Source organism: Flavobacterium sp., from assembly GCF_031423415.1.
GTDB lineage: Bacteria > Bacteroidota > Bacteroidia > Flavobacteriales > Flavobacteriaceae > Flavobacterium.
Window position 1 is genome coordinate 1 of sequence record NZ_JANPFL010000100.1, and the last position, 26,845, is coordinate 26,845.

Consider the following 26,845-nt stretch of genomic DNA (forward strand, 5'->3'; position numbering starts at 1 on the left):
GTACAATTTTAAGCTCCGATTCAACCAAATCAAGGAACAAATTGTTTTTTGGCTTAATTATTTGTTCAACTTCTATCCTGAAAATAATATTCCTATTTTTGTGGAAATTAAAAATAGCTCTTTTTAAGGGTTGACTACTTAATAAATCAACTAAAATAGAATCAAGTCAGTTTTTTTTTGAAAAAAAACTAAGAACAAGTAAATAAAAAAGAAATCAAAATCTTTTTCTTCAAAAGAATTTTCTTTATATTTACTCCATTAAAACAGAAAAGTTAACCTTTAAATATATTTATTATGGCAAAAAGTCAAGACGCAAAGAAAACCGTTAAAAAAGAGCCTCTTAAAACCGCAAAGGAAAAGAAGGAAGAAAAAAGAGAAAAGAAAAACAATCCAAAAAGGGATTAGTTTGTAAAAGCAAAAAACAAATTACCAAATTTAAGTTCAGTATTTTTTATGAATTCTGTTTGAATAATCAAATTTGATTTATATATTTGTCAAATGAAAACAAATTTGAACAATACTTGGTGGTGGAATAATTTACGTCAGACATCGTGAACAAAGCACCTATAGTATAAACTATCAATATAAAAGGCTTGTCATCACGACAAGCCTTTTTTTATGTACTGCCAAAAAAGAAATTTAAAATATGAAGACCTATACATTACAAACCAATTACAAGCAAATTCTCGCCGATACAATTACTCCGGTTAGCGTTTACCTGAAAATTAGAGATCAATTTCCAAATAGTTTACTATTGGAAAGTAGCGATTATCATGGCAACGATAACAGTTTTTCCTATATCTGTTGCAACCCAATTGCTTCCATAAAGATCGAAAACGAAACTATTTTCAAGACCTTTCCCGATGGAAGCTCTGAAATACTTTCGATAGATTCCAAAACAGATATTCCACAAGTAATTCAAGAATTTTCGGGACAATTCCAGTCGGAGAAAAACGATTTTAAATTCATCAACAACGGATTGTTTGGCTACATTTCGTATGATGCCGTTCGTTATTTCGAAAAAGTATCCATTGCCAAAAAAGAAAATAGCAACACTATTCCCGATGTGTATTATGCGGTTTACCAAAACATAATTGCCATCAACCATTTCAAAAATGAAGCCTACATTTTCTGTCATAGTGTGGATGGAAAAAACAACATTTCAGAAATCGAACAATTATTGCAATCCCGAAATATAGCTTTGTATAAATTCTCGAAAGAAGGAGAAGGTTTTTCCAACTTGACTGATGAAGAATTCAAGGAAAATGTGGCTTTGGCCAAAAAACATTGTTACCGTGGCGATGTATTCCAATTGGTCTTATCCAGACGATTTACCCAAGGTTTCAAAGGCGATGAATTCAATGTTTACAGAGCATTGAGAAGCATTAACCCATCCCCATACCTATTCTTTTTTGATTATGGCGATTTCAAAATATTTGGTTCTTCGCCCGAAGCCCAAATTATTGTCAAAAACCGCAAAGCGGAAATTCACCCCATCGCAGGAACTTTTAGAAGAACTGGAGATGACGAAAAAGATGCCGTTCTAGCCAAAAATTTATCCGAAGACAAAAAAGAAAACAGCGAACACGTAATGTTGGTCGATTTGGCTCGAAACGATTTGAGCCGTCACGGTCACGGTGTAAAGGTGGAAAAATATAGAGAAGTTCAGTTTTTCTCCCACGTCATCCATTTGGTTTCAAAAGTGACAGGAATTTTACACGAAAAAGCCACCACGATGCAAGTCGTTGCCGATACTTTTCCGGCAGGAACTTTGAGCGGAGCACCTAAACACAGAGCGATGCAATTGATAGAGGATTACGAAAAAACAAATCGCAATTTTTACGGAGGCGCCATCGGTTTTATGGATTTCAAAGGCAACTTCAATCACGCCATTATGATTCGAACTTTTCTGAGCAAAAATCATCAATTGCATTCTCAAGCTGGAGCCGGAATTGTTGCCGATTCAAACGAAGAAAGCGAAATGCAAGAAGTATATAACAAATTACTAGCTTTGAATAAAGCCTTGGATTTGGCAGAAACAATTTAAAATAATTTAAAGATTTAATAATTTAAGCATTTAAAGATTGCTGAAACAATAGAATTTTTCAATCTTTAAATCTTTTAATTTTTCAATAAAAAATGAAAAAAATACTAGTCATAGACAATTACGATAGCTTTACATACAACTTGGTACATTATTTAGAAGATTTAGATTGTGAAGTTACCGTTTATAGAAACGATGAATTTGATATTGACCAAATTGGTCATTTCGATAAAATATTACTTTCTCCTGGACCAGGAATTCCTGATGAAGCGGGTTTGTTGAAAGCTGTAATCGCTAAATACGCGTCAACAAAAAGTATTCTCGGCGTTTGCCTTGGCCAACAAGCCATCGGGGAAGTTTTCGGCGGAACGCTTTCTAACTTGGACAAAGTATACCACGGGGTTTCCTCAATGGTAAAAACATCGGTTGATGATGAACTTTTGTTTGAAGGTTTAGGTAACGAATTCGAAGTGGGACGTTATCATTCTTGGGTGGTCGATGCGAGTTTGCCCGATGTTTTAGAAGCCACATCATTCGACGAAAATGGACAAGTAATGTCCTTGCGCCACAAAACATTTGATGTTCGAGGCGTGCAATTTCATCCAGAAAGTGTATTAACACCTAACGGAAAGAAGATTTTAGAAAATTGGCTTAAAAATTAGTGTTCAGTAATCAGTTTTTAGTGTTCAGTCCTAAAATTAAATAAAAAAATACGCCTTCGGGTCATTGTCGTAATTTAAAAAAGTTAGTGCTCTTCGTGCATTCATAGTGCCATTTGTGTTTAAATAAAATGAAAACAGTCAAAATCCATATCTTAATTTCTTGCCTCATTATTTTGAGCTTCCTCTCTTGTAACCAAAAGAACGAGCAAGAAGTAGAAGCAAAAAGTATTTCCCAACCGGAAATCAAGTTGGATTTATTGGATTTACAGAAATCAAACAAACTCGGAAAAGATACTGTCATAACAATTATAAATGATCCTGTTTATCACAAAGCAAAGAAATACAAAGCCGTGAACACCGCAATATTGATTAAAAATGAAATTGATTTAACCAAACTTGACCCAAAAAATACGAAAATTGTATTCGAATGTATTGATGGTTACAAACCCGAAATGCCTTTGGAATTATTTTTAAACGCAAATCCATACTTAGCATTTCAAGATTTAGATGCACCAAAAGGAAATAAATGGGAACCCATTGTAAAAGATGGAAATGAAATGAATGCAGCACCGTTTTATATTGTTTACACTTCAGTTTCGGAAAAAGATACTCGTTATAAGTGGCCTTATAATTTGGTAAAAATATATTTGGAACCACTGAATAAATCAACATTAGAATTGTATCCCCTAAAAAACAGAAAATTGGAAGCAGGTTATAATTTATTCAAAAATCAGTGCTTAACTTGTCATTCGATAAACGCAATTGGAGGCACAATGGGACCAGAACTAAACTATCCGAAAAGTGTCACCGAATATTGGAAAGAAAAAGAACTCGTCGATTATATTGTTAATCCGGCTTCTTTTAGATACAAAGTAACAATGCCAACGTTGGGAATTACAAAACAACAATCCCAGGAAATTGTTGATTATTTAAAATATATGTCTGAAAATAAAAAGAAAATATAAATGAAAATTATCTTAAATAGACTCATAAATCACGAAATGCTTTCGAAAGAAGAAGCCAAAAATGTTTTGTTTAATATTTCCAACGGAAGTTATAATCCAAGCCAAATTGCAGCTTTTCTTACCGTTTATATGATGAGAAGCGTTAGCATTGAAGAGCTTTCGGGTTTTCGCGAAGCCTTGCTAGAACTTTGTATTCGTGTAGATCTATCTGCTTACAACACCATCGATTTGTGTGGTACTGGTGGCGATGGCAAAGACACTTTCAACATTTCTACTTTAGCCTCCTTTGTGGCTGCTGGAGCAGGAATAAAAGTGGCGAAACATGGTAATTACGGCGTTTCTTCTATTTCGGGTTCGAGTAATGTAATGGAAAAGCTGGGCGTAAAATTCAGCAATGATAATGACTTTCTAGAAAAATGTATTGACCAAGCTGGAATTTGCATTTTACACGCACCTTTATTTCATCCTGCCATGAAAAATGTGGCGCCTATCCGAAAAGAGTTAGGTGTAAGAACATTTTTTAACATGTTGGGACCAATGATCAATCCATCCTTTCCAAAAAACCAATTGGTTGGTGTTTACAATCTCGAATTAGCTAGAAAGTATGCCTATTTATATCAAAATACTGATCTCAATTTTACGATTTTACACTCAATAGACGGTTACGATGAAGTATCTTTGACCTGTCCAACCAAAACCATTACAAAAAGTATAGAAGGTGTCATAAATCCTGAAGATTTTGGTGTTCGACAATTGCTACAAAGTGAAATCGAAGGCGGAAAAACCATCGAAGAATCGGCAGCAATGTTTATGAATATCATTTCTGGAAAAGGAACCGAACCTCAAAATAACGTGGTTTGTGCCAATGCAGCTATGGCAATTGCAACCGTTACAAAATGCACGCCACTTAAAGGTTTCGAAATGGCAAAAGAAAGTCTATTCTCTGGAAAAGGATTGGGAGCTTTGAAAAAATTGAAAGATTTAAGCATTTAAAAATTTAAAAATTATGACAAAATCTTTTGAAGAATTTGAAGTTTACAAAAAAGGAATTTTATTGACAAAATTGGTTTTTGAATTATTAAATAAAAAAGAACTTGAAAAAGAGCTTGGTTTTAAAGACCAAATAAAAAGGGCTGTTATTTCTATTACCAACAATATCGCAGAAGGCTCTGAATACAATAACAATAAGCAACTCATCAGATATTTGAAAATTTCAAAAGGAAGTTGTGCGGAAGTGCGAAGTATGTTAATAGTATCACGTGAACTTGGTTTTTGTACTCCTATGGAAATTGAAGAAAGTTATAAAACAAGTATCGAAATATCACAAAACTTATCAAACTTTATAAAATATTTAAGCACTAAAATCAAAGACTAATTTTTATTCTGATTGGAATTTTTCAATCCTTAAATTTTTCAATCTTTAAATTAAAACAAATGAACATACTCGATAGAATCATCATTGACAAAAGAAGAGAGGTCATTCTCAAGAAATCAATCATTCCTGTTTCGCAATTGGAAAATTCTGTTTTCTTTGGTAAAAAGACAATTTCTTTAAGTCAAAATCTAAAAAACAGTAACTCAGGAATCATCGCTGAACACAAACGCCGTTCTCCATCTAAAAAGGAAATCAATTATAGTTTCACAGTGGAAGAAGTGGTAAAAGGATATGAGAATGCTGGTGCTTGTGGAATTTCGGTTTTAACCGATGGCAAATATTTTGGTGGTTCTTTGGACGATTTACTATTGGCAAGAGCATCGGTTACTATTCCGTTATTGCGAAAAGAATTCATTGTTGATGAATACCAAATATTGGAAGCGAAAGCCCACGGAGCTGATTTAATACTATTAATTGCTGCAGTTTTAACCAGAGATGAAATCAAATCTTTATCGGAATTTGCCAAAGGTTTAGGACTAGAAGTATTATTGGAAGTGCATAATTCAGAAGAATTGCAAAAATCCATAATGCCTACTTTGGATATGATTGGTGTGAACAACAGAAACCTAAAAACTTTCGAAGTGAGTTTGGATTTCAGTAAACAATTGGCTGACCAAATTCCAAATGATTTTGTGAAAGTTTCTGAAAGCGGCATTTCGTCAATCGAAGCCATCAACGAACTAAAACCTTTCGGTTACAAAGGATTTTTAATTGGAGAAAACTTTATGAAAACAGAAAATGCAGGAAAAGCAGCAAGTGAATTTATTTCAAAATTAATTTAAACACGTAAGAAGCACTTAGCACAAAATGCTTTGTGAACTTTGTGCCTTCTTTGCGAACTTTGTGTTAAAAAACAACATATTATGAAACTCAAAATCTGCGGAATGAAATATCCCGAAAACATACTCGAAGTAGGTTCGCTCCTACCCGATTATATGGGATTTATATTTTGGGAGAAATCGGCACGTTATTTTGATGGAGAAATTCCAAATTTACCCAGATCCATCAAAAAAGTTGGCGTTTTTGTCAATGCAACTTTAGAAGCCATTTTGGAAAAAATTAAAAGTCATGATTTGCAAGTTATTCAATTGCACGGTCGTGAATCAGTTGAATTTTGCGAATCTTTAAAAAAAAATACACCAAACCTGATCGATGTCATAAAAGTATTTTCAATTTTAGATACCTTTGATTTTGCAGAACTAAAACCTTTTGAAAATGTGTGTGATTTCTACCTTTTTGACACCAAAGGGAAATTACCCGGCGGAAACGGAAGCGCTTTCGATTGGAAAATATTAGAACAGTATTCGTCAAACAAACCCTTTTTCTTGAGTGGTGGAATTGGAATAAACGAAATAGAGAAGGTTAAACAAGTATTAAAATCAAATTTACCTATTTATGCTATAGATATTAATAGTAAATTTGAAATCGAACCTGGACTAAAAAATATAGAATTATTAACTAGTTTTAAGAATAACTTGAAACTTTAAACTTTAAACTAAATGAGCTATAACGTTAACGAAAAAGGCTATTACGGAGAATTTGGAGGAGCATACATTCCTGAAATGCTGTATCCTAATGTGGAGGAATTACGCCAGCAGTATTTAAAAGTTACTGCAGAACCTGAATTTCAAAAAGAATTTGACTTACTGCTAAAAGAGTACGTGGGTCGCCCAACTCCTCTTTATTTTGCAACACGTCTATCCGAAAAATACAACACAAAAGTTTATCTAAAAAGAGAAGATTTGTGTCATACTGGTGCGCACAAGATTAACAACACCATCGGGCAAATTTTATTGGCCAAACGATTGGGCAAAACAAGAATTATTGCCGAAACTGGGGCAGGTCAACACGGCGTAGCCACTGCTACTGTTTGTGCCTTGATGGGATTGGAATGCATAGTGTACATGGGAGAAGTCGATATCAAGCGTCAAGCACCAAATGTGGCTCGAATGAAAATGTTGGGAGCTGAAGTTCGTCCTGCACTTTCGGGCTCGCGAACCCTTAAAGATGCAACAAACGAAGCCATTCGCGATTGGATAAATAATCCCGTTGACACTTATTATATTATTGGTTCTGTTGTTGGACCACATCCTTATCCAGATATGGTGGCACGTTTTCAAAGTGTAACTTCCAAAGAAATTAAAGAGCAACTATTAGAAAAAGAAGGTCGGGAAAATCCTGATTATGTTATTGCTTGTGTGGGTGGCGGAAGCAATGCTGCAGGTGCTTTTTACCATTTTTTAGATAACAAAAACGTGAATCTCATCGCTGTTGAAGCTGCTGGTTTGGGAGTCGATTCTGGTGAAAGTGCAGCCACTTCAGCATTAGGTAAAATTGGAGTTATACACGGAAGTAAAACTTTGCTAATGCAATCTGTAGACGGACAAATTACTGAACCGTATTCGATATCCGCAGGTTTAGATTACCCAGGTGTTGGCCCGATGCACGCCAATTTATTTGCTACAGGAAGAGCAGAATTTATCTCGATTACCGATGAGCAGGCGATGCAATGGGGCTTGACGTTGTCACAAATGGAAGGCTTGATTCCTGCCATCGAAAGTGCTCATGCTTTTGCAGTTCTTGATCAAAAAAAGTTCAAACCAACGGACATTGTTGTATTTAATTTGTCCGGTCGAGGCGACAAAGATTTGAATACTTATATTGATTATTTTAAATTATAATATAAATCAAAATGAACACATTGATAAAATTATTTACCTATGGCAGTTTGCAACACGAAGACGTTCAAGAAAATCTTTTTGGTCGAATTTTACAAGGAACTCCTGAAAAATTAGTTGGATACGTTTTAAAAAGAATAAAAATCGAAGAAGAATTCGGAATTGTTCAATACCCAGTTATTGTAGAAACCAAAAATGAAGCTGATTTCATTGAGGGAATTGTTTTTGAAGTTACCGAAAAAGAATTAAATCAGGCTGATCTCTACGAAGGAGTACATTACAAACGCGAGGAAGTTCAATTACAATCCAGCCAAAAAGCTTGGGTGTATAGTGTTGCAAATTAGATTTAACTTTTAATTTTTTCCACTATAACAAAAGCAATACTTTGATAATAAAAACTAAAAATGAACAGAATAAATTTAAAATTACAAGAAAATAAAAAGATACTTTCCATCTATTTTTCGGCTGGATATCCCAATTTAAATGATACTGTTAAAATCATTCAGGATTTAGAAAAAAATGGTGTCGACATGATTGAAATCGGTTTGCCTTTTAGTGACCCATTAGCCGATGGCCCTACAATTCAGGAAAGTTCTACGCAAGCTTTATACAATGGGATGACCACACAAGTTTTGTTTGACCAATTGATAGATATTCGAAAAACAGTATCAATTCCCCTGGTTATTATGGGTTATTATAATCCAATGTTACAATTTGGTATGGAAAATTTCTGCCAGAAATGTGCTGAAATAGGTATCGATGGCTTAATTATTCCAGACCTTCCTGTTGATGTTTATGCAGATGAATATAAAGCCACTTTCGAGAAATATGGACTCAAGAATATATTTCTGATTACACCACAAACTTCAGATGCGCGTATTCATTTTATAGATAGTGTATCTGACGGATTTATTTATATGGTAAGCTCGGCAAGCGTTACTGGTTCGCAATCCGGTTTTGGAAGCATTCAAGAAGATTACTTCAAACGCATCGCCGACATGAACTTGAAAAATCCTCAAATCATCGGTTTTGGAATCAGCAATCGGGAAACATTCAATCAGGCCACACAATTCGCCAAAGGTGCTATTATAGGAAGTGCTTTTATCAAAAACTTGACCGAAAGAGGAGTTGAAAGTATTGAGGAGTTTGTTACTGGAATTCGATAAGCTCGTCCTATTTCATAAATTATCAAACCGCAAATTCACAAGTAATTGAGCTTTTAAAAGCTTAGTATAAGTTGAGAATTTGTGGTTTTTTTGCGTTATTTTTATATATTGTAAACAGATTCTGTTTAACATATAAGATACGAATCTATAAAGTAAGGAATGAAAAAAGTACATCATTTTTAGTATTTTAACATAATCAGAAAATTTATTTAAATAAAATACAAATACTTCTTACAAACTAAATCAAAATGTCACTATTTCAAATCATAATACGGATGTTTTAATCAACTCATTTTTTTGCTTTTCTTAAATTTATGATAAATCTATATTAACAAATTATAAATTTTTACTAATTATTATCTTGTACCCATAAATTTTTAGGGTGTAAAATATTTATTTAATAAAAATTAACCTTAAAGTCACATTTTTTATGGGGGTTTAAAATGATTTTATACTTTTATAAAAATTTTTAACTCAAAAAAACCAAATTATGCGAAAGATTATTTTAGGTGTGATTCTAATCACAATTATGGTATTAGCCATTTTTTCAATTTATTTATTCCCTGAATCAACCGTACTAGGTGCTCATGTAGTGGAATTAAAATTAGATACTGGAGATACAGCTTGGATGTTATGTGCTACAGGTCTTGTATTGTTAATGACTCCTGGATTGGGATTCTTTTATGGTGGAATGGTAGGCAAGAAAAATGTAATTAGTACGGTCTTGCAGAGTTTTATAGCAATGGTAATTGTTACTGTTCTATGGGTTGTAGTTGCATTCGGATTGTGTTTTGGACCATCAATAGGTGGATTCATTGGGGATCCAACTTCAAATATGTTTTTTACTGGTGTAAATGCTACTACAGCTTGGGATTTAGCTCCAACTATTCCTTTTCTTTTGTTTGCTTTATTTCAGGCAAAATTTGCCATCATTACACCAGCCTTGATAACTGGAGCCTTTGCAGAACGCGTTCGTTTCTGGGCCTATATGCTATTTATGGTTTTATTCATATTATTCGTTTACGCGCCATTGTGTCACATGACTTGGCATCCTGACGGATTATTCTTCGGATGGGGAGTGTTAGATTTTGCTGGAGGAACTGTAGTTCACATGAGTGCTGGTTGGGCTGCTCTTGCTGGTGCAATGTTCTTAGGAAAAAGAAAATCAGAAAAATCAAATCCTGCACGTATTACTTATGTATTATTAGGAACTGGTTTACTATGGTTCGGTTGGTTTGGTTTCAATGCTGGATCTGCTGTAGGAGCTGGAGGTCTTGCTGCACAAGCCTTAGGAACAACGACAGTTGCTGCTGCTGCTGCTGCAATGGGATGGGTATTTTTGGATAAAATTCTTGGACATAAACTTTCAGCAATGGGAGCTTGTATTGGAGCTGTCGTAGGATTAGTTGCTATCACGCCAGCTGCTGGTTTTGTAACAATTCCTTCTGCTTTAGCTATTGGTTTTATTGCTAGTATTGTAAGTAATCTTGTAGTGAGTAAATTCCCTAAAGGTAAAATTGATGATGCTTTAGATGTATTTGCTTGTCACGGAGTTGGTGGTATGGTTGGTATGCTTTTGACTGGTGTATTTGCTTCAAAATCAGTAAACGCAATTGTGGGTGACAATCAAGGTTTAATTTACGGAGATCCTACTTTGTTTCTAATTCAATTGAAAGCATTAGTTATTGTTTCTGTATTCGCTTTCGTTGTTTCTTATGCATTGTTCTTCATCGTAAATAAAATTACTCCTCTAAGAGTTACTGAAGAAAAAGAAGAATTAGGATTAGACATTTCTCAACACGGAGAATACCTATAAAAAAACCATTTTTTTAATTTTTGAAACACGCTAAAAATTCGTTTTTAGCGTGTTTTTTTTATACCCTAAATGCTTTTATATAGCAGTGTTACAAGTAAAACCTATCTAAGTTTCGCCGAAAACAAGTTAAATGTTCTTTTAACATCGCCAAAAAAATTTCGGGATTAACCGTGACTAGGTTATAATTCTTTGTTTGCCTATTATAAACCAACAAAAAAGCTCCCAGCCTTTTCCGACTAGAAGCTTAATAAATTTAATGTTCTTAAAATTATTTCTTAAACGCAGCAATCCCTGTTTTTAACCACTTTTCATATTCTTCTACGTCTGGCGTATATGCTATTGGAACAATTAATTTTTTTTCAGTTTTTGCATCTAACAAAACATACAATGGTCTTGAATTATTATTAAATCGTTGAATTTGAAACTCACTCCATTTTTCTCCAATTGTGTTAATTTCATTTCCGTTTTCTTCAGAAATGTACCATTCGCTTTGTGGCAACTCTCTTTTATCATCTCCATACAATGAAATTAAGACAATGTCATTTCTTAAAATACGTAATACTGTTTCATCAGACCACACATTATTTTCCATCAAACGGCAATTTACACATTGTTTCCCTGTAAAATCAATAAGTACAGGTTTATTCGCTTTTTTGGCATAAGCCAAACCTTCACTATAATTTTCATAAGAAATTAAATTATGCACACCATAAACAGCTCCTTTTGGCAAATTAATGTCATTATTTACGGCTGTTGTATTTCCAAACCCCTGCGGGCTTTCACTATATGTCAACGGTGGAGGAAATGCAGAAATAAGTTTCACAGGAGCACCCCAAAGTCCAGGAATTAAATATACTGTGAAGGCTAATACAATTAAACCAAGTATCAATCTTCCAACTGAGATATGATTTAATGGACTGTCGTGTGGAAGAGTGATTTTTCCAAATAAATATAAAGATAAAGCTCCAAAAATCGCTATCCAAATAGCAATAAATACTTCACGATTTAACCAATGTAAATCCATTCCGATATCAGCATTTGATAAAAATTTAAATGCCAATGCTAGTTCAATAAATCCAAAAACAACTTTTACAGTATTAAGCCATCCTCCTGATTTTGGAAGATTACCCAACAAGCTCGGCGTTAATGCAAAAAACATAAATGGTAATGCCAACCCAATACCAAATGCAGTCATTGCAACTGATAAAATAATTGCGCCACCATCAGAATTTAATGATGTTCCAAATACAAATCCTAATGCTGGACCTATACAGGAAAATGAAACAATAATTAATGTTAACGCCATAAAGAAAATACCTAATAAACCGCCCTTATTTGATGCGTTATCTACTTTATTTGTTAAACTAGCAGGCATTGTAATTTCAAAAGCTCCAAAAAATGAAATGGCAAATATTACAAATATTGAGAAGAAGAAAATGTTTAAATAAACATTAGTTGATATTTGAGAAAAAATATCTCTATTTACCTCTTCAAAAATATGGAACGGAATAGTAAATGCAAAACAGATAAAAATAATGCATAACCCATAAAAAACAGCGTTAAAACGTCCTTTTGCTTTGTTTTCTGATTGTTTCAAAAAGAAACTTACTGTCATCGGAATCATTGGGTAAACGCAAGGAGTAAATGTTGCACCAATACCTCCTAATAATGCCAAAATAAAAATTGTCCATAATCCTTTTTGATTTCCTGGTTTTGAAGGATTTTTTATTTCTTTTGGTTCTGAAACAACAGCTTTTTCTACTTCTTTTGGTATTGAAGAGATTTCTTCGTTATTAGTAGTATCAGTTTGAATGGGCAAAACGGCTGCTTGCGAAACTGATGAGATTACAAAACTAAATTTCTTCTCTAAATTAATACATACATCTTTGCAAACCTGATAATTTAAACCAACTTCAATAGTTTTAGTTTTAGGATTTGTAAAAGAAATCTCTTGCTGAATTTGGGCTTTGTTTACAAAAAAAGTCTCATTTACACCAAAAATATCATTGTAAGCGGTGGTAGTTTTCCCTTCTTTGGCTTTGCCGATTAAGTTGAAATTTCCTTTTTGGTTTTTGAAAATCAGTTCCAAAGGCAATGGTCCACCATCTGGTGTAAACTGGGAGTACACGTGCCATTCGTTTTCAATAACGCCGTTGAAATAGAGCACATAGTTGGTTTCCGATTTTTTTTCGATTTTTGTCGTCCATTTTACAGGATCAAGTATTTGCGCATTTCCATTGGCGAATGCCAAAAAAGTAAGAAGTGAAAAAATTATTTTCTTCATTATTTCAATTGTATTTTAAGTATATTTTTGGTTGTATTTTTTATTTTAAAACGTTCGTCTTGTCGAATACCAACAATCCAAACTATTTCATTATCAGAACACAAGAGCCAGGTCTTTTCTTTTTCGATTAAAGACAATTTTTCGTCTTTAAAAAATTTGCTAACTTTTTTTGATTTTCCATCCATTCCAAAAGGTTGAAAAATATCGCCATCTTTCCAGCGCCGCAATACTAAAGGATACCATAACTTGTCTTCATCGACAAATATACTAGTATTCGAAACGTTTGAAATGTCAGCCACTTTACAAAGCGAAAGATTTAAGGGAACATTAACGTCTTTTTGATTTTTATTTATGAAATACTCTTCATTGTCATCTTCAGAATTTAAAGGGCTGAGAATCAAAAAATCCCTGTTTTTTAACAATCGAAATTCATTCGAAAACACCTGCTTACCTGATTGAGCATCAACCAACTCGTAAATATCTTCCCAAGCAGAAAATCCAAATCCGTTGAACCAATGGTATAAATACGACTTAAAATTGGGTAGTTTTTTTAATTGATTTAAATCAAAATGAATTTCTGTCCCTTTTTCTTTTGCTACTTGCTGATAAACCAAAAAAGAAGCATCTTCAACCATTGCTTTGGAATCTTGTAAATAATTTTGAGTTTTTTGAAAAGTAGCAAGAAAATCGGGATTTAATTCCTTAAATATGGGAACTAAATTGTGTCTGATTTTATTTCGCAAGTATTTATCCGATGCATTACTACTGTCTTCACGCCATTCGATTGCGTTTTCTTTGGCATACTGTTCAATTTCTGACCTATTAAAAATCAAAAGCGGCCGCATTACTTTTCCGTTTTGTAACAGAATTCCCGTTAATCCGTCAATTCCTGTTCCTCGAACAAGATGAATAAGGAAGGTTTCTAAATTGTCGTCTGCGTGGTGCGCTGTTAGAATATAATCGTAGTTTTCAGTTTCCAAAAGCTCATAAAACCAACTGTACCGCAACTCACGAGCAGCCACTTGAGTAGAGATTTTATAATCATTGGCAAAAGCTTCGGTATCAAATTGCGTTAAAAACAGTTTAATTTCATTGGTTTCGGCATAATCTTGAATAAATCTTTGGTCGCCAAAACTTTCTAAACCCCGAAGTTGAAAATTGCAATGCGCGATCGCAATTTCAAAAGGTAATTTGTGAAATAAATCTAGCATTACCATACTATCTAAACCGCCACTGGTAGCCAAAAGAAGGTTTTTTCCAATTAAAAAAGGGAAATTTTGAGCGATATGATTTTCGAATTTCTGTTGCATATTCAAATTTAGTAAATTCATTTGAATTTAACCCAAAACTTCACGCATCGCTTTTGCTTTGAGCAAACATTCTTCGTATTCATTTTCTGGAATAGAAAGAGATGTTATAGCGCTTCCTACAGAAAAAGAAATATATTTATTTTCTTGATTGTACAAAATACTTCGGATAACAACATTAAAATCGAAATCGCCGTTTGGTGTAAAATAACCAACCGCTCCGCTATACAACCCTCGTTTGGTTTCTTCCAATTCTTCGATAATTTTGAGTACGGAAACCTTTGGAGTCCCCGTCATACTTCCCATTGGAAATGTAGTTTTAATTATTTCAACAGCAGAATATTGGCTATCTCTTTTTGAAGTGATAGTCGAAATCATTTGATGCACTTGTTCGAAAGAATAAATGCCACATAGCTCCTCGACTTTTACAGAGCCTTTTTGGGCTGTTCGAGACAAATCATTGCGAACCAAATCTGTAACCATAATGTTTTCGGCTCGTTCTTTTGGGTCAGAAGCTAATTGGTTTTTTGATTTTTCATCTTCGATTGAATCCAAAAAACGTTTAGCTGTTCCTTTTATAGGTTGCGAAATCAGTAGATCGCCTTCTTTTTTAATATAACGTTCTGGCGAAGCTGAAAGCAAAAATTGTGTATTGTTTTTAAAAAAAACTGCCTGTGGAGATTTTGAAATTTTGTTCAGTTTCAGAAATTTTTCCAGCGGATTGATAACGGCATTTTCAGCAAAAAATTCCATACAGAAATTTGCCTCGTAAATATCGCCACGGTGGATATGTTCAAGTAAATTAGACACTTTTCCGAGATAATTTTCTGTTGAAATGCGTTGTATAATATTTATTGCATGTTGGGTGTTGGGTGTTGGGTGTTGGGTTCCAGCAATAGCGATCAGGTCTTCTACGACTTCATCATCACACATATTGAGGTATTGAATTTCGAGTTGGTTTCCTTTTAGTAGAAATATTTTTTTAGGTTGAAAAAAGAATAAATCCGGAAAATCTAAACCATCAAAATTATTTGAGTTTAAGATCTCAATATCATTTTTTAAATCATACGCTAAATAGCCAAAAAGCCAATCTTTAGAAATTTGCTGGTATTGTTTCAAGTCTTCAAAAGCGTTGTGATAATCGGTTTTTATTGACGTAAACGCATCGACTGCAAGAATACAATCGTAACTGGAATACTGTTGCGGATAATCATTGCTATCCAAAAAAACGACCTCCCGGAATTGCTGTGCCCAAGTCAATATTTGTTTTTTGAATTGAATTGGATTGGCTACATGTTTTATAACTGAAGTTCTCAAAGAATTGAAATATTTTAGAAATTCAAAAATACGATAAATTTTAATGAAATTTTTCGTTACATTTATACTATAATTAACCACTAAATCCGTATATTATGAAAATCGCAATCATTATTATCCGATCTTTACTTGGACTTCTTTTCCTTTTTACCTCAATCAGCTTTTTTTTACATTTAGCCCCTGAGCCTGCTTCGAATGAAAACTTCAAAGCATTTAACGCTGGTTTAATGGTGTCTACCTATTTAATTCCTTTGGCTAAATCCTTGGAATTTCTTTGTGGATTGTCATTTGTTAGCGGCAGGTACGTAACCCTTGCTAATCTTATCATTTTACCAGTTACTTTAAATATCTTGTTAATCAATTTTTTCTTGAATCCCGAAAATATGCCTATTGCATTATTTGTATTTTTAGGAAACTTATTTTTAATTTACAGTCATTGGGGTAATTATAAAAGTTTGTTTGTTGCTAAAGGCTAACTACATGTATTAAAATCATAAACGAAAACCCGCTCAATTGAACGGGTTTCTTTTGTTATGAAAAGAAATTAATTTCTAATTATACGTGCAACGCTCTATTGTCCGTTGCAGCTAATGCGGCTTCTTTGATGGCTTCGGCAAATGTTGGATGTGCGTGACTCATTCTTGAAATATCTTCGGCAGAGGCTTTGAATTCCATTGCAGTTACGGCTTCGGCAATTAAATCGGCACAACGGGCACCAATCATATGAACGCCTAAAACTTCATCGGTTTTTGCATCGGCAAGAATTTTTACAAATCCGTCTAAATCTCCGCTGGCTCTTGCTCGTCCTAAAGCTTTGAAAGGAAAACTTCCTGATTTGAATGCTACACCAGAAGCTTTTAATTGCTCTTCGGTTTGTCCAACTGCAGCTACTTCTGGCCAAGTATAAACTACTCCAGGAATTAAATTATAATTGATGTGTGGCTTTTGTCCCGCCAAGATTTCAGCAACCATTGCTCCTTCTTCTTCGGCTTTGTGAGCCAACATTGCACCGCGAACAACGTCACCAATGGCGTAAATATTTGGAACATTCGTTTGCAAATGATCGTTTACTTCCACCATTCCTCTATCTGTAATTTTCACTCCGGCTTTATCGGCATTCAAACCCTCCGTATAAGGACGACGACCCACAGAAACTAAGGAATAATCGCCTTCAAGAGTTATGGTTTCTCCTTTCGCATTTTCGGCTTGAACCGTAACATTGTCTCCTTTTCTTTCCACTGATTTCACTTTGTGGGAAACGTAAAATTTCATTCCTTGTTTTTTCAAGACTTTTGTCAATTCTTTAGACAATGAAGCGTCCATTCCTGGAATAATTCTGTCCATGAATTCTACAACTGAAACTTGTGCTCCCAATCTTAAATACACTTGTCCTAATTCGATTCCGATAACACCACCACCAATGATAACAAGATGTTTTGGTACTTCTTTCAATTTCAATGCTTCGGTTGAAGTAATGATTCTTTCTTTATCGATCTTTATAAATGGCAACGAAGAGGGTTTAGAACCTGTTGCAATAATGATGTTTTTGGCTTCGATAGTTTCAGAAGTTCCATCGGCTTTGGTAACAGCCATGTGAGTTGCATCTACAAACGAACCCAAACCTTCTAGAACTGTGATTTTATTTTTGTCCATCAAGAATTTCACGCCACCCGAAGTTTGGTCCACAACAGCTTGTTTACGAGCAATCATTTTCTCTAAGTTCACTTTTACTTCGCCAGCAACTTCAATTCCGTGTTCTGCAAAATGGGCGATTTCACTGTACTGATGTGAGGATGCCAATAATGCTTTTGATGGAATGCAACCGACATTCAGGCAAGTTCCGCCAAGTGTTGAATATTTTTCAATAATAGCAGTTTTGAAACCTAATTGTGCGCAACGAATGGCCGAAACATATCCGCCCGGACCAGAACCTATAATGACTACGTCAAATGAACTCATAGTTTGTGTTTTTAATTTTAGTGTTGCAAAAATAAGAAATAAAATTGCAAAAATTGTATTCCATCTTACTGATAATAAAAACTAAATTCATTAAATTTGAAAGAAAATTAAACTATTATGAAAAAATTATACTTTCTTTTATCTATTATTTTTGGATTTAGTTTGAATGCACAGATAATTAATTTTTCGGATGCAAATTTTAAAGCTAGACTATTAGCAGCGAATACTGGCAATGCCATAGCAAAAGGTAGTTTTGGAAACAATATAGTTGTTGATACTAACGGAAATGGAGAAATTGAAGTTTCTGAAGCTTTAAATGTTTATGAACTTTATTTTTGGTCCGATTTTTTGAGCACAACAAATGATATAGTCAACTTAGATGGAATTCAAAGTTTTATAAATTTAAAAAAATTAAATTGTCGTGGTAATAGTATTATAAATTTAGATTTACAAGGTTTAAATAATTTAGAATATATAGAAGCAGGCAAAAATAACATCTCAAGCGTTAACTTTTCTGATTTAAGTTCGTTAAAAGAAATAAATCTCAATGATAATCAATTAACATCTATAAACATAGACAATTTAATTAGTTTAACTAAACTTTTAATTTTCAGCAACCAACTACAATCTTTAACTTTTAATAATAATTCCGCTCTTGAAACTGTATGGTGTAGTAAAAATTTAATTACTTCCCTTGATTTTAGTACTACTCCAAATTTGAAAGTTATTATGTGTAATGACAATCTTTTGACATCAATAAATTTAGGTGTCATAAATTCTATCATTGAACTTAATTGTTACAAAAATAAGCTTAGTAATCTTAATATAAGTAATTTATTAAATTTGACTTATTTTGATTTTTCATCAAATCAAATTTCAACAATAACCTTTCCCATTATAAATAATTTATTCAGCTTGAATATTAGTGATAACCCAATACCTACTATTAATTTAAATTCATTATCAAAATTAAATCGATTTTATGCTTCTAATACATTAATCACAGATTTAGATTGTTCACAAACAGCCGTCACACAACTATTTTGCAGTAATAACCCCAATATACAGACGATTAATACAAAAAACAATGTTTTTACAACTAGTGATCCAGATTTATTGAATTATGGTTTTGTTATAGAAAACAATCCTCAACTATTATCGATTTGTGTCGATGAGGGCGAACAAAATAATTTATCGTTCTATAAATACAATACTAGTGGAAATGTAATTGTATATACTGGTACTACGTGCTCTAAAATTATTGTTCCCTCTTCAATGGGTAACTTAAATTTTGAATCAAAAAACAACAGCATTGTATTTCCAAATCCAACAAATACTATTTTAAATATTAGTACTAATGATAAAATTATAGTCCAAAAAGCAATCATTTATAACACTTTAGGGCAATTACTAAAAATCATAAATACTAGTTCTACAATTGATGTCAGTGAATTAAAGGCAGGAACTTATTTTATTTCGATTGAAAGCGAGAACGGAAAATCAACACAAAAATTCATTAAATTTTAATTAGAAACATAATCAAAATTTAATAGCAATTTTGTTAAATTACGGCTTTTTTGTTGGATTTCTTGAAGTATGGAAAACTGAATAAATAATAACCTCGTTCTGAAATATTTCATAAATAATCACAAAAGGGAATTTTTTGAGTGCTAATTCTCTGTATAATGGAGGCTTTTTAATCGAAAATAACTCAGGATTGGTTTTTAAGATTTTCAAATATCCTCTAAAATATTCCAAAAATTGTTTTCCCAAACCTTTTTTCCTATTCTCATAAAATTCGATGGTTTCCTCTATTTCGGATTCTGCTAATACTGAAATAACAATCTTAAAAACCATATTTTGTATTCAAACGATGTTCCACTTCGTCCCAAGAACTGGCTGAATTTGTTCCAGAAAAGTATTCAGTTCTGGCTTCTTCGACTTTAAGATAATGCTCATCCGAAACTGCAGCAGCCGTTTCATCATTATTAATTGCATCAAAAACTCCCTCAAGAACATCGAGTTTAGTGTCGTCCTGAATAAATTTACTGAAATCTAATATGAGTTTTTTTCTTAATTCTTTGGTTTCCATTTGAATATTATTTAAACCAAATTTAAGAAATTATATTTACTATTTTTATAATTAATTTCTAAATCTCAATTACCGTTGTATTTTTCACTTCACTAATCATAAAAGTGCTATGCGTGCTTCCAATATGTTCCAATGCAGTGAGTTTATTAACCAAAAATTCTCGGTACGCTTGCATATCTTTTAATAAAATTTTAAGAATATAATCGTAATCACCACTCACGTGATGACATTCTAAAACCTCTTTAAGCTTGACCACTTCACTTTCAAATTTGGTCAGAAATTCTTTGGTATGCTGAATGAGTTTAAGATGACAAAAAACCACAAAACCTTTTTCAACTTTTGAGCGATTAACCAAAACTACGTACTTATCAATAATACCCTCTCTCTCTAATTTCTTGATGCGTTCGTAAACGGCAGTTACTGATAAATCCAGTTTTAAAGACAGGGCTGCAGTCGTTTTTTTGCAATCATTTTGCAACAGAAAAAGCAATTTTTTATCGATTGAATCTAAAGCCATTGGTATAAATTTTAAGATTTGAAAAATAAACTGATATAATTTAAATATGGTGATAAATATAGAAAATTTATTTAAATATTTAATAATAAATAGTTTTAAAATCTAAATATTTTGAATAGTATTGATTTTTAACCTTATAATATTGAACTTTGAATTTCAAATACTAAAAAACCAAAAAGATGAAATTCAATCCAGCAGATGATATTCAAGATTTACAATACTTTGGGGAGTTTGGAGGAGTAAATCCTTCTATTTCAGACAGTTCAACTTATACTTTTCTGTCAGCCAAAACGATGTTCGATACTTTTGAAGGCAATGTCGATGGTTGCTATTTGTATTCGCGTCATTCTTCTCCAAGTAATTTGTATTTAGGCCAAGCATTAGCCGCAATGGAAGGTACAGAAGCTGCTAATGTTGCCGCTTCAGGAATGGGCGCCATCACTCCTACTCTTTTACAACTTTGTGGTTCTGGAGATCATATAGTTTCGAGCCGAACTATTTATGGTGGAACCTATGCCTTTTTGAAAAATTTTGCTACAAGATTAGGCATTAAAACAACCTTCGTTGATATTACAAAAATGGATAAAGTCGAAGCAGCAATTACGGCTGATACCAAAGTTTTGTATTGTGAAACTGTAAGTAATCCATTGCTCGAAATCGCCGACATTTCTGGTTTGGCAAAAATTGCAAAGAAACAAAATATTAAACTGGTTGTCGATAATACTTTTTCTCCTTTATCGGTTTCTCCAGCAAAATTAGGTGCCGATATTGTCATTCATAGCTTGACAAAATACATCAACGGAAGTAGTGATACGCTTGGTGGCGTGACTTGTGCTTCGCAGGAATTTATTGATAGTTTGAAGAATGTGAATAATGGAGCCAGTATGCTTTTGGGACCAACAATGGATAGTTTACGTTCAGCAAGTGTGATGAAAAATCTGAGAACGCTGCACATCCGAATGAAACAACACAGTTATAATGCAATGTATCTGGCACAGCGTTTCGAGAAAGACGGTTTAAAGGTTGTCTATCCCGGTTTGAGAAGTCATTCGGGTCATCATTTATATAAAAATATGATTAATCCTGAATATGGTTTTGGTGGAATGATGACCATAGATGTTGGCACTTTGGACAAAGCCAATGAATTGATGGAGCTGATGCAAAGCCAAAAACTAGGTTACTTAGCTGTGAGTTTAGGATTTTATAAAACCTTGTTTAGCGCGCCTGGAACTTCCACATCAAGTGAAATTCCATTAGATGAACAAGTAGCAATGGGGTTGACAGATGGTTTAATCCGTTTTTCTATTGGATTGGACAATAATATAGAACGAACCTATCAAATGATGAAAGACTGTATGATTGAATTGAGAATTCTTCAGTCAGAACAAATTTATATGCTTTAATTTAGTTTATTTCAAGTTTGTTTCAATCCGTTTGAAAACCATTTTTAAACGGATTTTTGTATTTATTACAATCATAAAAGAGAAAGTTTTAAACACTATAACGTAATAGCTTACTCACTGAAAAATAAATGCAAATCCAACTCAGCTTTTATTGTAAATTTATCTGTCGAAAAATAAAAAAATAACCAACAATTTTAATAATGACAAAAAATATACTCTTTCTATTTCTCTTTTTAACTTCTTTTTTTTATTCTCAAGCACAAGTGCACACAACGTATTTGTGGCATTTACACCAACCAACCTATTGGGGCGATGTTAGTAAAATTAATCCAAATCGATATCAAACAGTCAAAGAGTCTCAGGATTTAAAGAATTCTGGAGGGAATAATGATGTGAATGGTTTAGCCCATCCAACCAATAATCTTCAAGAAATATTTGGTACAGGTGATCGAGTGGCAGCCTATCAATACGCTCCAAAAAATGCCATCAATTCCATCCGAGATTTACCTGAATCTGGAGCTCAAATCACTTATGGCGGCTCCTTGTTAGAGAATGTAAATTCATTGGCGCAAGCCAATCAATGGGGCTATTCAAATACTTGGATTCAGAACATAAAAGATGCAAAATCTTGGAAAACCTCCGGAAATTTTCCGAGAATGGAAATGGTTTCTTTTACGATGCATCATGCGCTTTCACCCTTATTAAGCGATGAATCTTTAACTAAAGAAATAAAAGCCCACCAATATTATTCAAAACAATTATTTGGATCACACGATTCCAAAGGATATTGGCCTGCAGAATGTGCTTTTTCTGAAAGAATTATCAAAACCTTGACGGAATGTGGTATTGAATGGTCTGTGATTGCGAACAGTCATTTGGCCCGAACATTAAATAATTATCCTATAAAAGCCGGTTCTGGAGGCTCTATGTGTGATTATCCAAACAAAGCCGATCGCGTTGAGACCAACGGAACGAATTGGTTTTCAGCACAAAAAGATGCTCGTGGAGGACAATTTGCTGTTCCCTATTGCTATCTTCCTTACAAGTCAAAATATATAGATCCTGAAACTGCTCAAGAATATAAAATTACAGTAGTTCCAATGGCTGATTACGAAAGTTACGAAGACGGCTATTCTGCCATTGGAACCAACTTAATCGCTCCAATTGCTGCTCAGGCTCCAACTTCTGCAAGACCACCTTTGGTTTTATTTGCACACGATGGTGATAATGCTTGGGGCGGAGGATCGTCTTATTATAATGAATCGGTAACCGGATTTTCGCACGCTGCGGCTTCTGCTGGTTATGTTCCCACAACAATTCCACAATATCTAAAAGACCACCCCGTTTCGGATTCTGATGTCGTACATGTTGAAGATGGATCATGGGTAAATGCTGATGGTGATTTTGGTCATCCACAATTTACAAATTGGATTTGGCCGTTTTATGATTCAAACTACAAATTCAATCCCACAGGTTGGACTGAGGATATGATGAACCAAGCCATCACAACCGCTGGCGAAAATCATGCTATTATGGCGGAACAATTAGAAGGTAATAATCTTCGAATGAGCGAAATTGTAAATCCAACCGCTGCAATAAGTCCAGCCGAAAAAGCTTGGCACTTCCTAATGGCAGGTTACGATAGTGGGAATGCCTATTATGGTCTAGCCGAAGATTTGGAAATAAAAACAACGCTGGCTGTGAATCGTTGTGTTCAGTTTGCAAAACCAACATTGGACGCTCATCCGGGAGTTGACAACACCAAACCTTCTGTATTTATTCCACAACGATGGCCTTATAATCCTGGAGAAAAAGGATATGGAGCACCATATGGCTACAAAGAATTCCTAAATTCTGCTGATTTTACCGTTTATACTTTTGCTTATGATGTTAGTGGTATTCTAAAATCAGAATTGAAATATCGAATTGATTCTGATGGCAAAAATAATCTTAACTCAAATCACAACGAAACTTATGCTGGCGGAAACGATGTAGGAAGTTGGGTCACTTTGCCAATGGCTGAAAGAATTTTTCCAAAGGGAAACATTACAAGCAACACGCAAGCAGATTTATATATGTTACCCACAGTTATCTCCAATCAATATTATGCTGAAATTGCTGGAATATCTGAAAAACTATTGGATTATTACGTTGAAGTTACCGATAAAAATGGAAATGTAACCAAATCGAAAATTCAGCACGTTTGGGTTGGAAAAAATTTAGATGTAGCGCCAAAAATCACTTTTTTACCATCATCAAATTATTCGGCAACTCCTATCGATGTAATCATCACCGCAACAGATTCTAATGACCCAAGCCCAAAAGTATATTACACTACCGATGGAAGCATGCCAACTATAGCATCCCCAAGTTTTGTTTCGACCAAAACGATAAACATCACGACAACGACAACTTTCAATATTTTAGCAGTTGATGCTGATGGAAACCAAAGCACAGCCACTCAAAAGTATTCTATAGGAGACATAAGCCCAATTACTGTTTATTTTAAACCTTTGGCAAATTGGGGCATTCCAAAAATCTATTATTGGTTGGCATTGCCTGCTGGAGCTGTTCCTTCGATTTCTTGGTCACAATCCATTCCGATGACAGCTGATGCCAATGGTTGGTATAAATATACTTTCACTGGTGTCACTTCAGTAAATGTAATTTTCAGAAACCAAGCCGGCAACATTCAAAGTCCAGATTTGACAGGAATTACCGCCGATAAATGGTTTGATTCAAGTTATAATAGTGTCACTTTATCCATTTCAGATAAAGAAATCATTACTAATGATTTTATACTATATCCCAATCCAACTTATGGAACCATAAAAATAAGTTCTAAAGAAAAAGTAGCTGAAGCCGGAGTTTTTGACATCAAAGGCACTTTAGTTTCATTTCAAAGTATTGGAACTAACCAGCAAATTGAATTAGGTGATTTGACACCAGGTACTTATGTTATAAAAATGATAACGGAGGATAAAAAAACAATTTCCGAAAAAATCATAAAAAAATAAATTGAATTCTTAAAAAAAGGAGGCAATCATATTTCTGTGATTGCCTCCTTTTTTATTTACAGTAGTGAGTGATATATATATAAAAAAAATACATTTTCATAAATTGGTAATCAAGAATTAAACAGTTTTTTTCTCTGAAAGCACCTTTATCAAAAGCTATTTTCTCATTATAAATTCAATTTCTTGTATATCAAATGACAAGCAGAAAAGGTTAATTCTATTGTAAATCGAATACAAAAAGGTGATCGAAGAATTAAATGAATTTTTTTTTAGAAGGATAAGAACAAGTCAACAAACGTTTGCTATAAAACAAAATAATAAAGTGGCATTTTTAAAATTGATTTGTACATTTATAAAAAATACTAGATTTATTTTTTTGAAAGATTTAAGCATAAAAAATCCATAAACTAACCCAATCCGATAAATGAAAAAAATAGTCATCCTTCTCAGTTTTATAATTACATTAGTTTCTAGTGCTCAGTCTTTTAACAACTTCCCGATAACTACTCAAAAACCTCCATTACACGGAAAACATTGGATGGCAATAACAGGCAAACCTCTTGCTGCAACCGCCGGTGCGATGATTTTTTCTAAAGGCGGTAATGCTATTGATGCCTCTTGTGCTATGCTAGCAGCTACCTGTACAATGTGGGACGTGTTGAGTTGGGGTGGAGAAACACAAGCGCTTATCTACAATCCGAAAACTAAAAAAGTGATTGCTATAAATGCTTTAGGAGTTGCTCCAACTGGTGCAACACCAAATTTTTTCAAAGACAAAGGAATGAAATATCCTCCACAATATGGAGCACTTGCTGCGGTAACTCCAGGCACAGCTGGAGGATTAATGACGATGCTTGCAGAATATGGAACGATGAGTTTAAAAGAAGTATTAGCTCCAGCAATGCAAATGGCAGAAGGATATCCTATTGAGGCTCAAACAGCAAATTCCATCGAACGTGAAAAAGAACGAATAAAATCGTGGCCCTATTCTAAAAAAGTATTTCTTACTCATTTAGGAGAAACTAGAGAAGCGCCTGTAGCTGGGGAAATTTTTGTCCAAACAGATTTACTCAAAACGTTACAAAAACTTGTTGACACCGAAACACTTGCTTTAAAAAATGGAAAATCTCGAAAGGATGCAATTTATGAAGCATACAACCGATTTTATAATGGTGATATTGCTGCTGAATATGCTCGTAGTTGTCAAGAGCAAGGCGGTTTGATAACCAAGGAAGATTTAGCACAATGGAAAGTAAAAATAGAAGAACCTTTATCAACTAATTACAAAGGCATTGAGGTTTATAAATTGCAACAATGGAGTCAAGGTCCAGTAATGTTACAAACATTAAACATTTTAGAAAACTTCGATTTGAAAAATATGGGGTACAATTCAACTCGATACATTCATACTTTATACCAATCGATGAATTTGGCTTTTGCCGATAGAGATTTTTATTACGGTGACCCTGCTTTTGGTCCAGACGAACCAATGAAAGGATTATTGTCTAAAGACTATGCAAAAGATCGTAGTAAACTAATAGACCCAAACAAAAATAATCCAAATATTGGTCCAGGAGATCCATATCCATACCAAGGGGAAATTAATCCTTTTCAAAACACGCTGAAATCTTTTGGAAATGTTGATTTTGATTTAAACAAACCTCTAATAGAGCAGTATTTTCAAGATTTTACAGCAGGAACAACTTCCATTGAGGCGGCAGACAAAGAAGGATGGGTCGTTTCGGTTACACCAAGCGGCGGTTGGGTTCCAGCTTGTATTGCCGGCACAACAGGTATTGGAATGAGCCAACGCATGCAAAGTTTTGTTCTCGATGAAAAAGAAAACCCTTTCAATGTAGTAGCACCAGGAAAACGTCCAAGAGTAACACTCACTCCAACTCTAGCTTTAAAGGATGGCAAACCATTTCTTTCTTTTGCTAAACAAGCTGGTGATGAACAAGACCAACTGCTTATTCAATTTTTCTTAAATATGGTTGACTTTAATATGACTGTTCAAGAGGCTTGTGAAGCACCAAGTTTTCTAACTAGTCAACCCTTAAAAAGAGCTATTTTTAATTTCCACAAAAATAGGAATATTATTTTCAGGATAGAAGTTGAACAAATAATTAAGCCAAAAAACAATTTGTTCCTTGATTTGGTTGAATCGGAGCTTAAAATTGTAC

Annotated in this window: 23 protein-coding genes; 16 read left to right on the plus strand and 7 right to left on the minus strand. The window is 33.8% G+C overall.

What is annotated here, in order from left to right:
- The first annotated feature begins 646 nt into the window (after nt 1–646).
- The 11 genes from RMO83_RS08750 (at nt 647) to RMO83_RS08800 (ending at nt 10,766) form a co-directional block, all read left to right on the plus strand.
- Complete coding sequence (locus tag RMO83_RS08750) at nt 647–2,047, plus strand: anthranilate synthase component I family protein (protein ID WP_310559297.1); 1,401 nt, start codon at nt 647–649, stop codon at nt 2,045–2,047.
- A 92-nt stretch (nt 2,048–2,139) separates the two neighbouring features.
- The gene (locus RMO83_RS08755) at nt 2,140–2,706 is read left to right on the plus strand and encodes an aminodeoxychorismate/anthranilate synthase component II (protein WP_310559298.1); all 567 of its coding nucleotides are present in this window, start codon (nt 2,140–2,142) and stop codon (nt 2,704–2,706) included.
- 128 nt (nt 2,707–2,834) lie between these two features.
- Entirely contained in the window at nt 2,835–3,671 is an 837-nt protein-coding gene (locus RMO83_RS08760; protein WP_310559299.1) for a c-type cytochrome, read from the plus strand.
- Complete coding sequence (gene trpD / locus RMO83_RS08765; RefSeq protein WP_310559300.1) at nt 3,672–4,664, plus strand: anthranilate phosphoribosyltransferase; 993 nt, start codon at nt 3,672–3,674, stop codon at nt 4,662–4,664.
- Between the two features lie 13 nt (nt 4,665–4,677).
- Nucleotides 4,678–5,046 carry a four helix bundle protein gene (locus tag RMO83_RS08770; RefSeq protein WP_310559301.1) on the plus strand — a complete coding sequence of 123 codons (369 nt, stop codon included), beginning with the start codon at nt 4,678–4,680 and terminating at the stop codon, nt 5,044–5,046.
- Between the two features lie 59 nt (nt 5,047–5,105).
- Nucleotides 5,106–5,888 (plus strand): indole-3-glycerol phosphate synthase TrpC, encoded by a 783-nt coding sequence (gene trpC / locus RMO83_RS08775; RefSeq protein WP_310559302.1) that lies wholly within the window; start codon nt 5,106–5,108, stop codon nt 5,886–5,888.
- An 81-nt stretch (nt 5,889–5,969) separates the two neighbouring features.
- Nucleotides 5,970–6,593: a phosphoribosylanthranilate isomerase gene (locus RMO83_RS08780; RefSeq protein ID WP_310559303.1), complete on the plus strand. Its 624-nt coding sequence runs from the start codon at nt 5,970–5,972 to the stop codon at nt 6,591–6,593.
- A gap of 12 nt (nt 6,594–6,605) precedes the next feature.
- Entirely contained in the window at nt 6,606–7,787 is a 1,182-nt protein-coding gene (trpB, locus tag RMO83_RS08785; RefSeq protein ID WP_310559304.1) for a tryptophan synthase subunit beta, read from the plus strand.
- A gap of 11 nt (nt 7,788–7,798) precedes the next feature.
- The gene (locus RMO83_RS08790) at nt 7,799–8,128 is read left to right on the plus strand and encodes a gamma-glutamylcyclotransferase family protein (RefSeq protein ID WP_310559305.1); all 330 of its coding nucleotides are present in this window, start codon (nt 7,799–7,801) and stop codon (nt 8,126–8,128) included.
- A gap of 60 nt (nt 8,129–8,188) precedes the next feature.
- Nucleotides 8,189–8,950, plus strand: a complete 762-nt coding sequence (gene trpA, locus RMO83_RS08795; protein WP_310559306.1) for a tryptophan synthase subunit alpha — start codon at nt 8,189–8,191, stop codon at nt 8,948–8,950.
- Nucleotides 8,951–9,440: 490 nt separating this feature from the next.
- The gene (locus tag RMO83_RS08800; RefSeq protein ID WP_310559307.1) at nt 9,441–10,766 is read left to right on the plus strand and encodes an ammonium transporter; all 1,326 of its coding nucleotides are present in this window, start codon (nt 9,441–9,443) and stop codon (nt 10,764–10,766) included.
- Nucleotides 10,767–11,034: 268 nt separating this feature from the next.
- On the opposite strand, the gene RMO83_RS08805 is transcribed toward RMO83_RS08800, so the two are convergent.
- The 3 genes from RMO83_RS08805 to RMO83_RS08815 are packed head-to-tail and all read right to left on the minus strand — an operon-like array spanning nt 11,035 to nt 15,674.
- Nucleotides 11,035–13,050 (minus strand): thioredoxin family protein, encoded by a 2,016-nt coding sequence (locus tag RMO83_RS08805; RefSeq protein WP_310559308.1) that lies wholly within the window; start codon nt 13,048–13,050, stop codon nt 11,035–11,037.
- Nucleotides 13,050–14,360, minus strand: a complete 1,311-nt coding sequence (tilS, locus tag RMO83_RS08810; protein WP_310559319.1) for a tRNA lysidine(34) synthetase TilS — start codon at nt 14,358–14,360, stop codon at nt 13,050–13,052. The genes RMO83_RS08805 and tilS overlap by 1 nt, the downstream gene beginning before the upstream one ends.
- A 27-nt stretch (nt 14,361–14,387) precedes the next feature.
- Nucleotides 14,388–15,674 carry an anthranilate synthase component I family protein gene (locus RMO83_RS08815; protein WP_310559309.1) on the minus strand — a complete coding sequence of 429 codons (1,287 nt, stop codon included), beginning with the start codon at nt 15,672–15,674 and terminating at the stop codon, nt 14,388–14,390.
- Between the two features lie 95 nt (nt 15,675–15,769).
- Here RMO83_RS08815 and RMO83_RS08820 point away from each other — a divergent pair, with 95 nt between their 5' ends.
- The gene (locus RMO83_RS08820) at nt 15,770–16,150 is read left to right on the plus strand and encodes a DoxX family protein (RefSeq protein WP_310559310.1); all 381 of its coding nucleotides are present in this window, start codon (nt 15,770–15,772) and stop codon (nt 16,148–16,150) included.
- 79 nt (nt 16,151–16,229) lie between these two features.
- On the opposite strand, the gene lpdA is transcribed toward RMO83_RS08820, so the two are convergent.
- On the minus strand, nt 16,230–17,633 hold the full coding sequence (lpdA, locus tag RMO83_RS08825; RefSeq protein ID WP_310559311.1) for a dihydrolipoyl dehydrogenase: 1,404 nt from the start codon (nt 17,631–17,633) through the stop codon (nt 16,230–16,232).
- 117 nt (nt 17,634–17,750) lie between these two features.
- On the opposite strand from lpdA, the gene RMO83_RS08830 reads away from it, so the two are divergent.
- On the plus strand, nt 17,751–19,160 hold the full coding sequence (locus RMO83_RS08830; protein ID WP_310559312.1) for a T9SS type A sorting domain-containing protein: 1,410 nt from the start codon (nt 17,751–17,753) through the stop codon (nt 19,158–19,160).
- A gap of 39 nt (nt 19,161–19,199) precedes the next feature.
- Here RMO83_RS08830 and RMO83_RS08835 read toward each other — a convergent pair whose 3' ends face one another.
- Genes RMO83_RS08835 through RMO83_RS08845 form a run of 3 tightly spaced genes read right to left on the minus strand, consistent with a single transcriptional unit; the run spans nt 19,200 to nt 20,242 of the window.
- Nucleotides 19,200–19,490 (minus strand): type II toxin-antitoxin system RelE/ParE family toxin, encoded by a 291-nt coding sequence (locus tag RMO83_RS08835; RefSeq protein ID WP_310559313.1) that lies wholly within the window; start codon nt 19,488–19,490, stop codon nt 19,200–19,202.
- Complete coding sequence (locus RMO83_RS08840; protein WP_310559314.1) at nt 19,480–19,725, minus strand: hypothetical protein; 246 nt, start codon at nt 19,723–19,725, stop codon at nt 19,480–19,482. Before RMO83_RS08840 ends, RMO83_RS08835 begins: the two co-directional genes overlap by 11 nt.
- A 58-nt stretch (nt 19,726–19,783) precedes the next feature.
- Nucleotides 19,784–20,242 (minus strand): Lrp/AsnC family transcriptional regulator, encoded by a 459-nt coding sequence (locus tag RMO83_RS08845; RefSeq protein ID WP_310559315.1) that lies wholly within the window; start codon nt 20,240–20,242, stop codon nt 19,784–19,786.
- A gap of 179 nt (nt 20,243–20,421) precedes the next feature.
- On the opposite strand from RMO83_RS08845, the gene RMO83_RS08850 reads away from it, so the two are divergent.
- From RMO83_RS08850 to RMO83_RS08860, 3 genes are all read left to right on the plus strand, one after another.
- Nucleotides 20,422–21,645, plus strand: a complete 1,224-nt coding sequence (locus RMO83_RS08850) for an aminotransferase class I/II-fold pyridoxal phosphate-dependent enzyme (RefSeq protein WP_310559316.1) — start codon at nt 20,422–20,424, stop codon at nt 21,643–21,645.
- Nucleotides 21,646–21,845: 200 nt separating this feature from the next.
- Complete coding sequence (locus tag RMO83_RS08855; RefSeq protein ID WP_310559317.1) at nt 21,846–24,662, plus strand: starch-binding protein; 2,817 nt, start codon at nt 21,846–21,848, stop codon at nt 24,660–24,662.
- 424 nt (nt 24,663–25,086) lie between these two features.
- The coding region (locus RMO83_RS08860; RefSeq protein ID WP_310559318.1) for a gamma-glutamyltransferase at nt 25,087–26,845 on the plus strand (1,759 nt) is incomplete at its 3' end.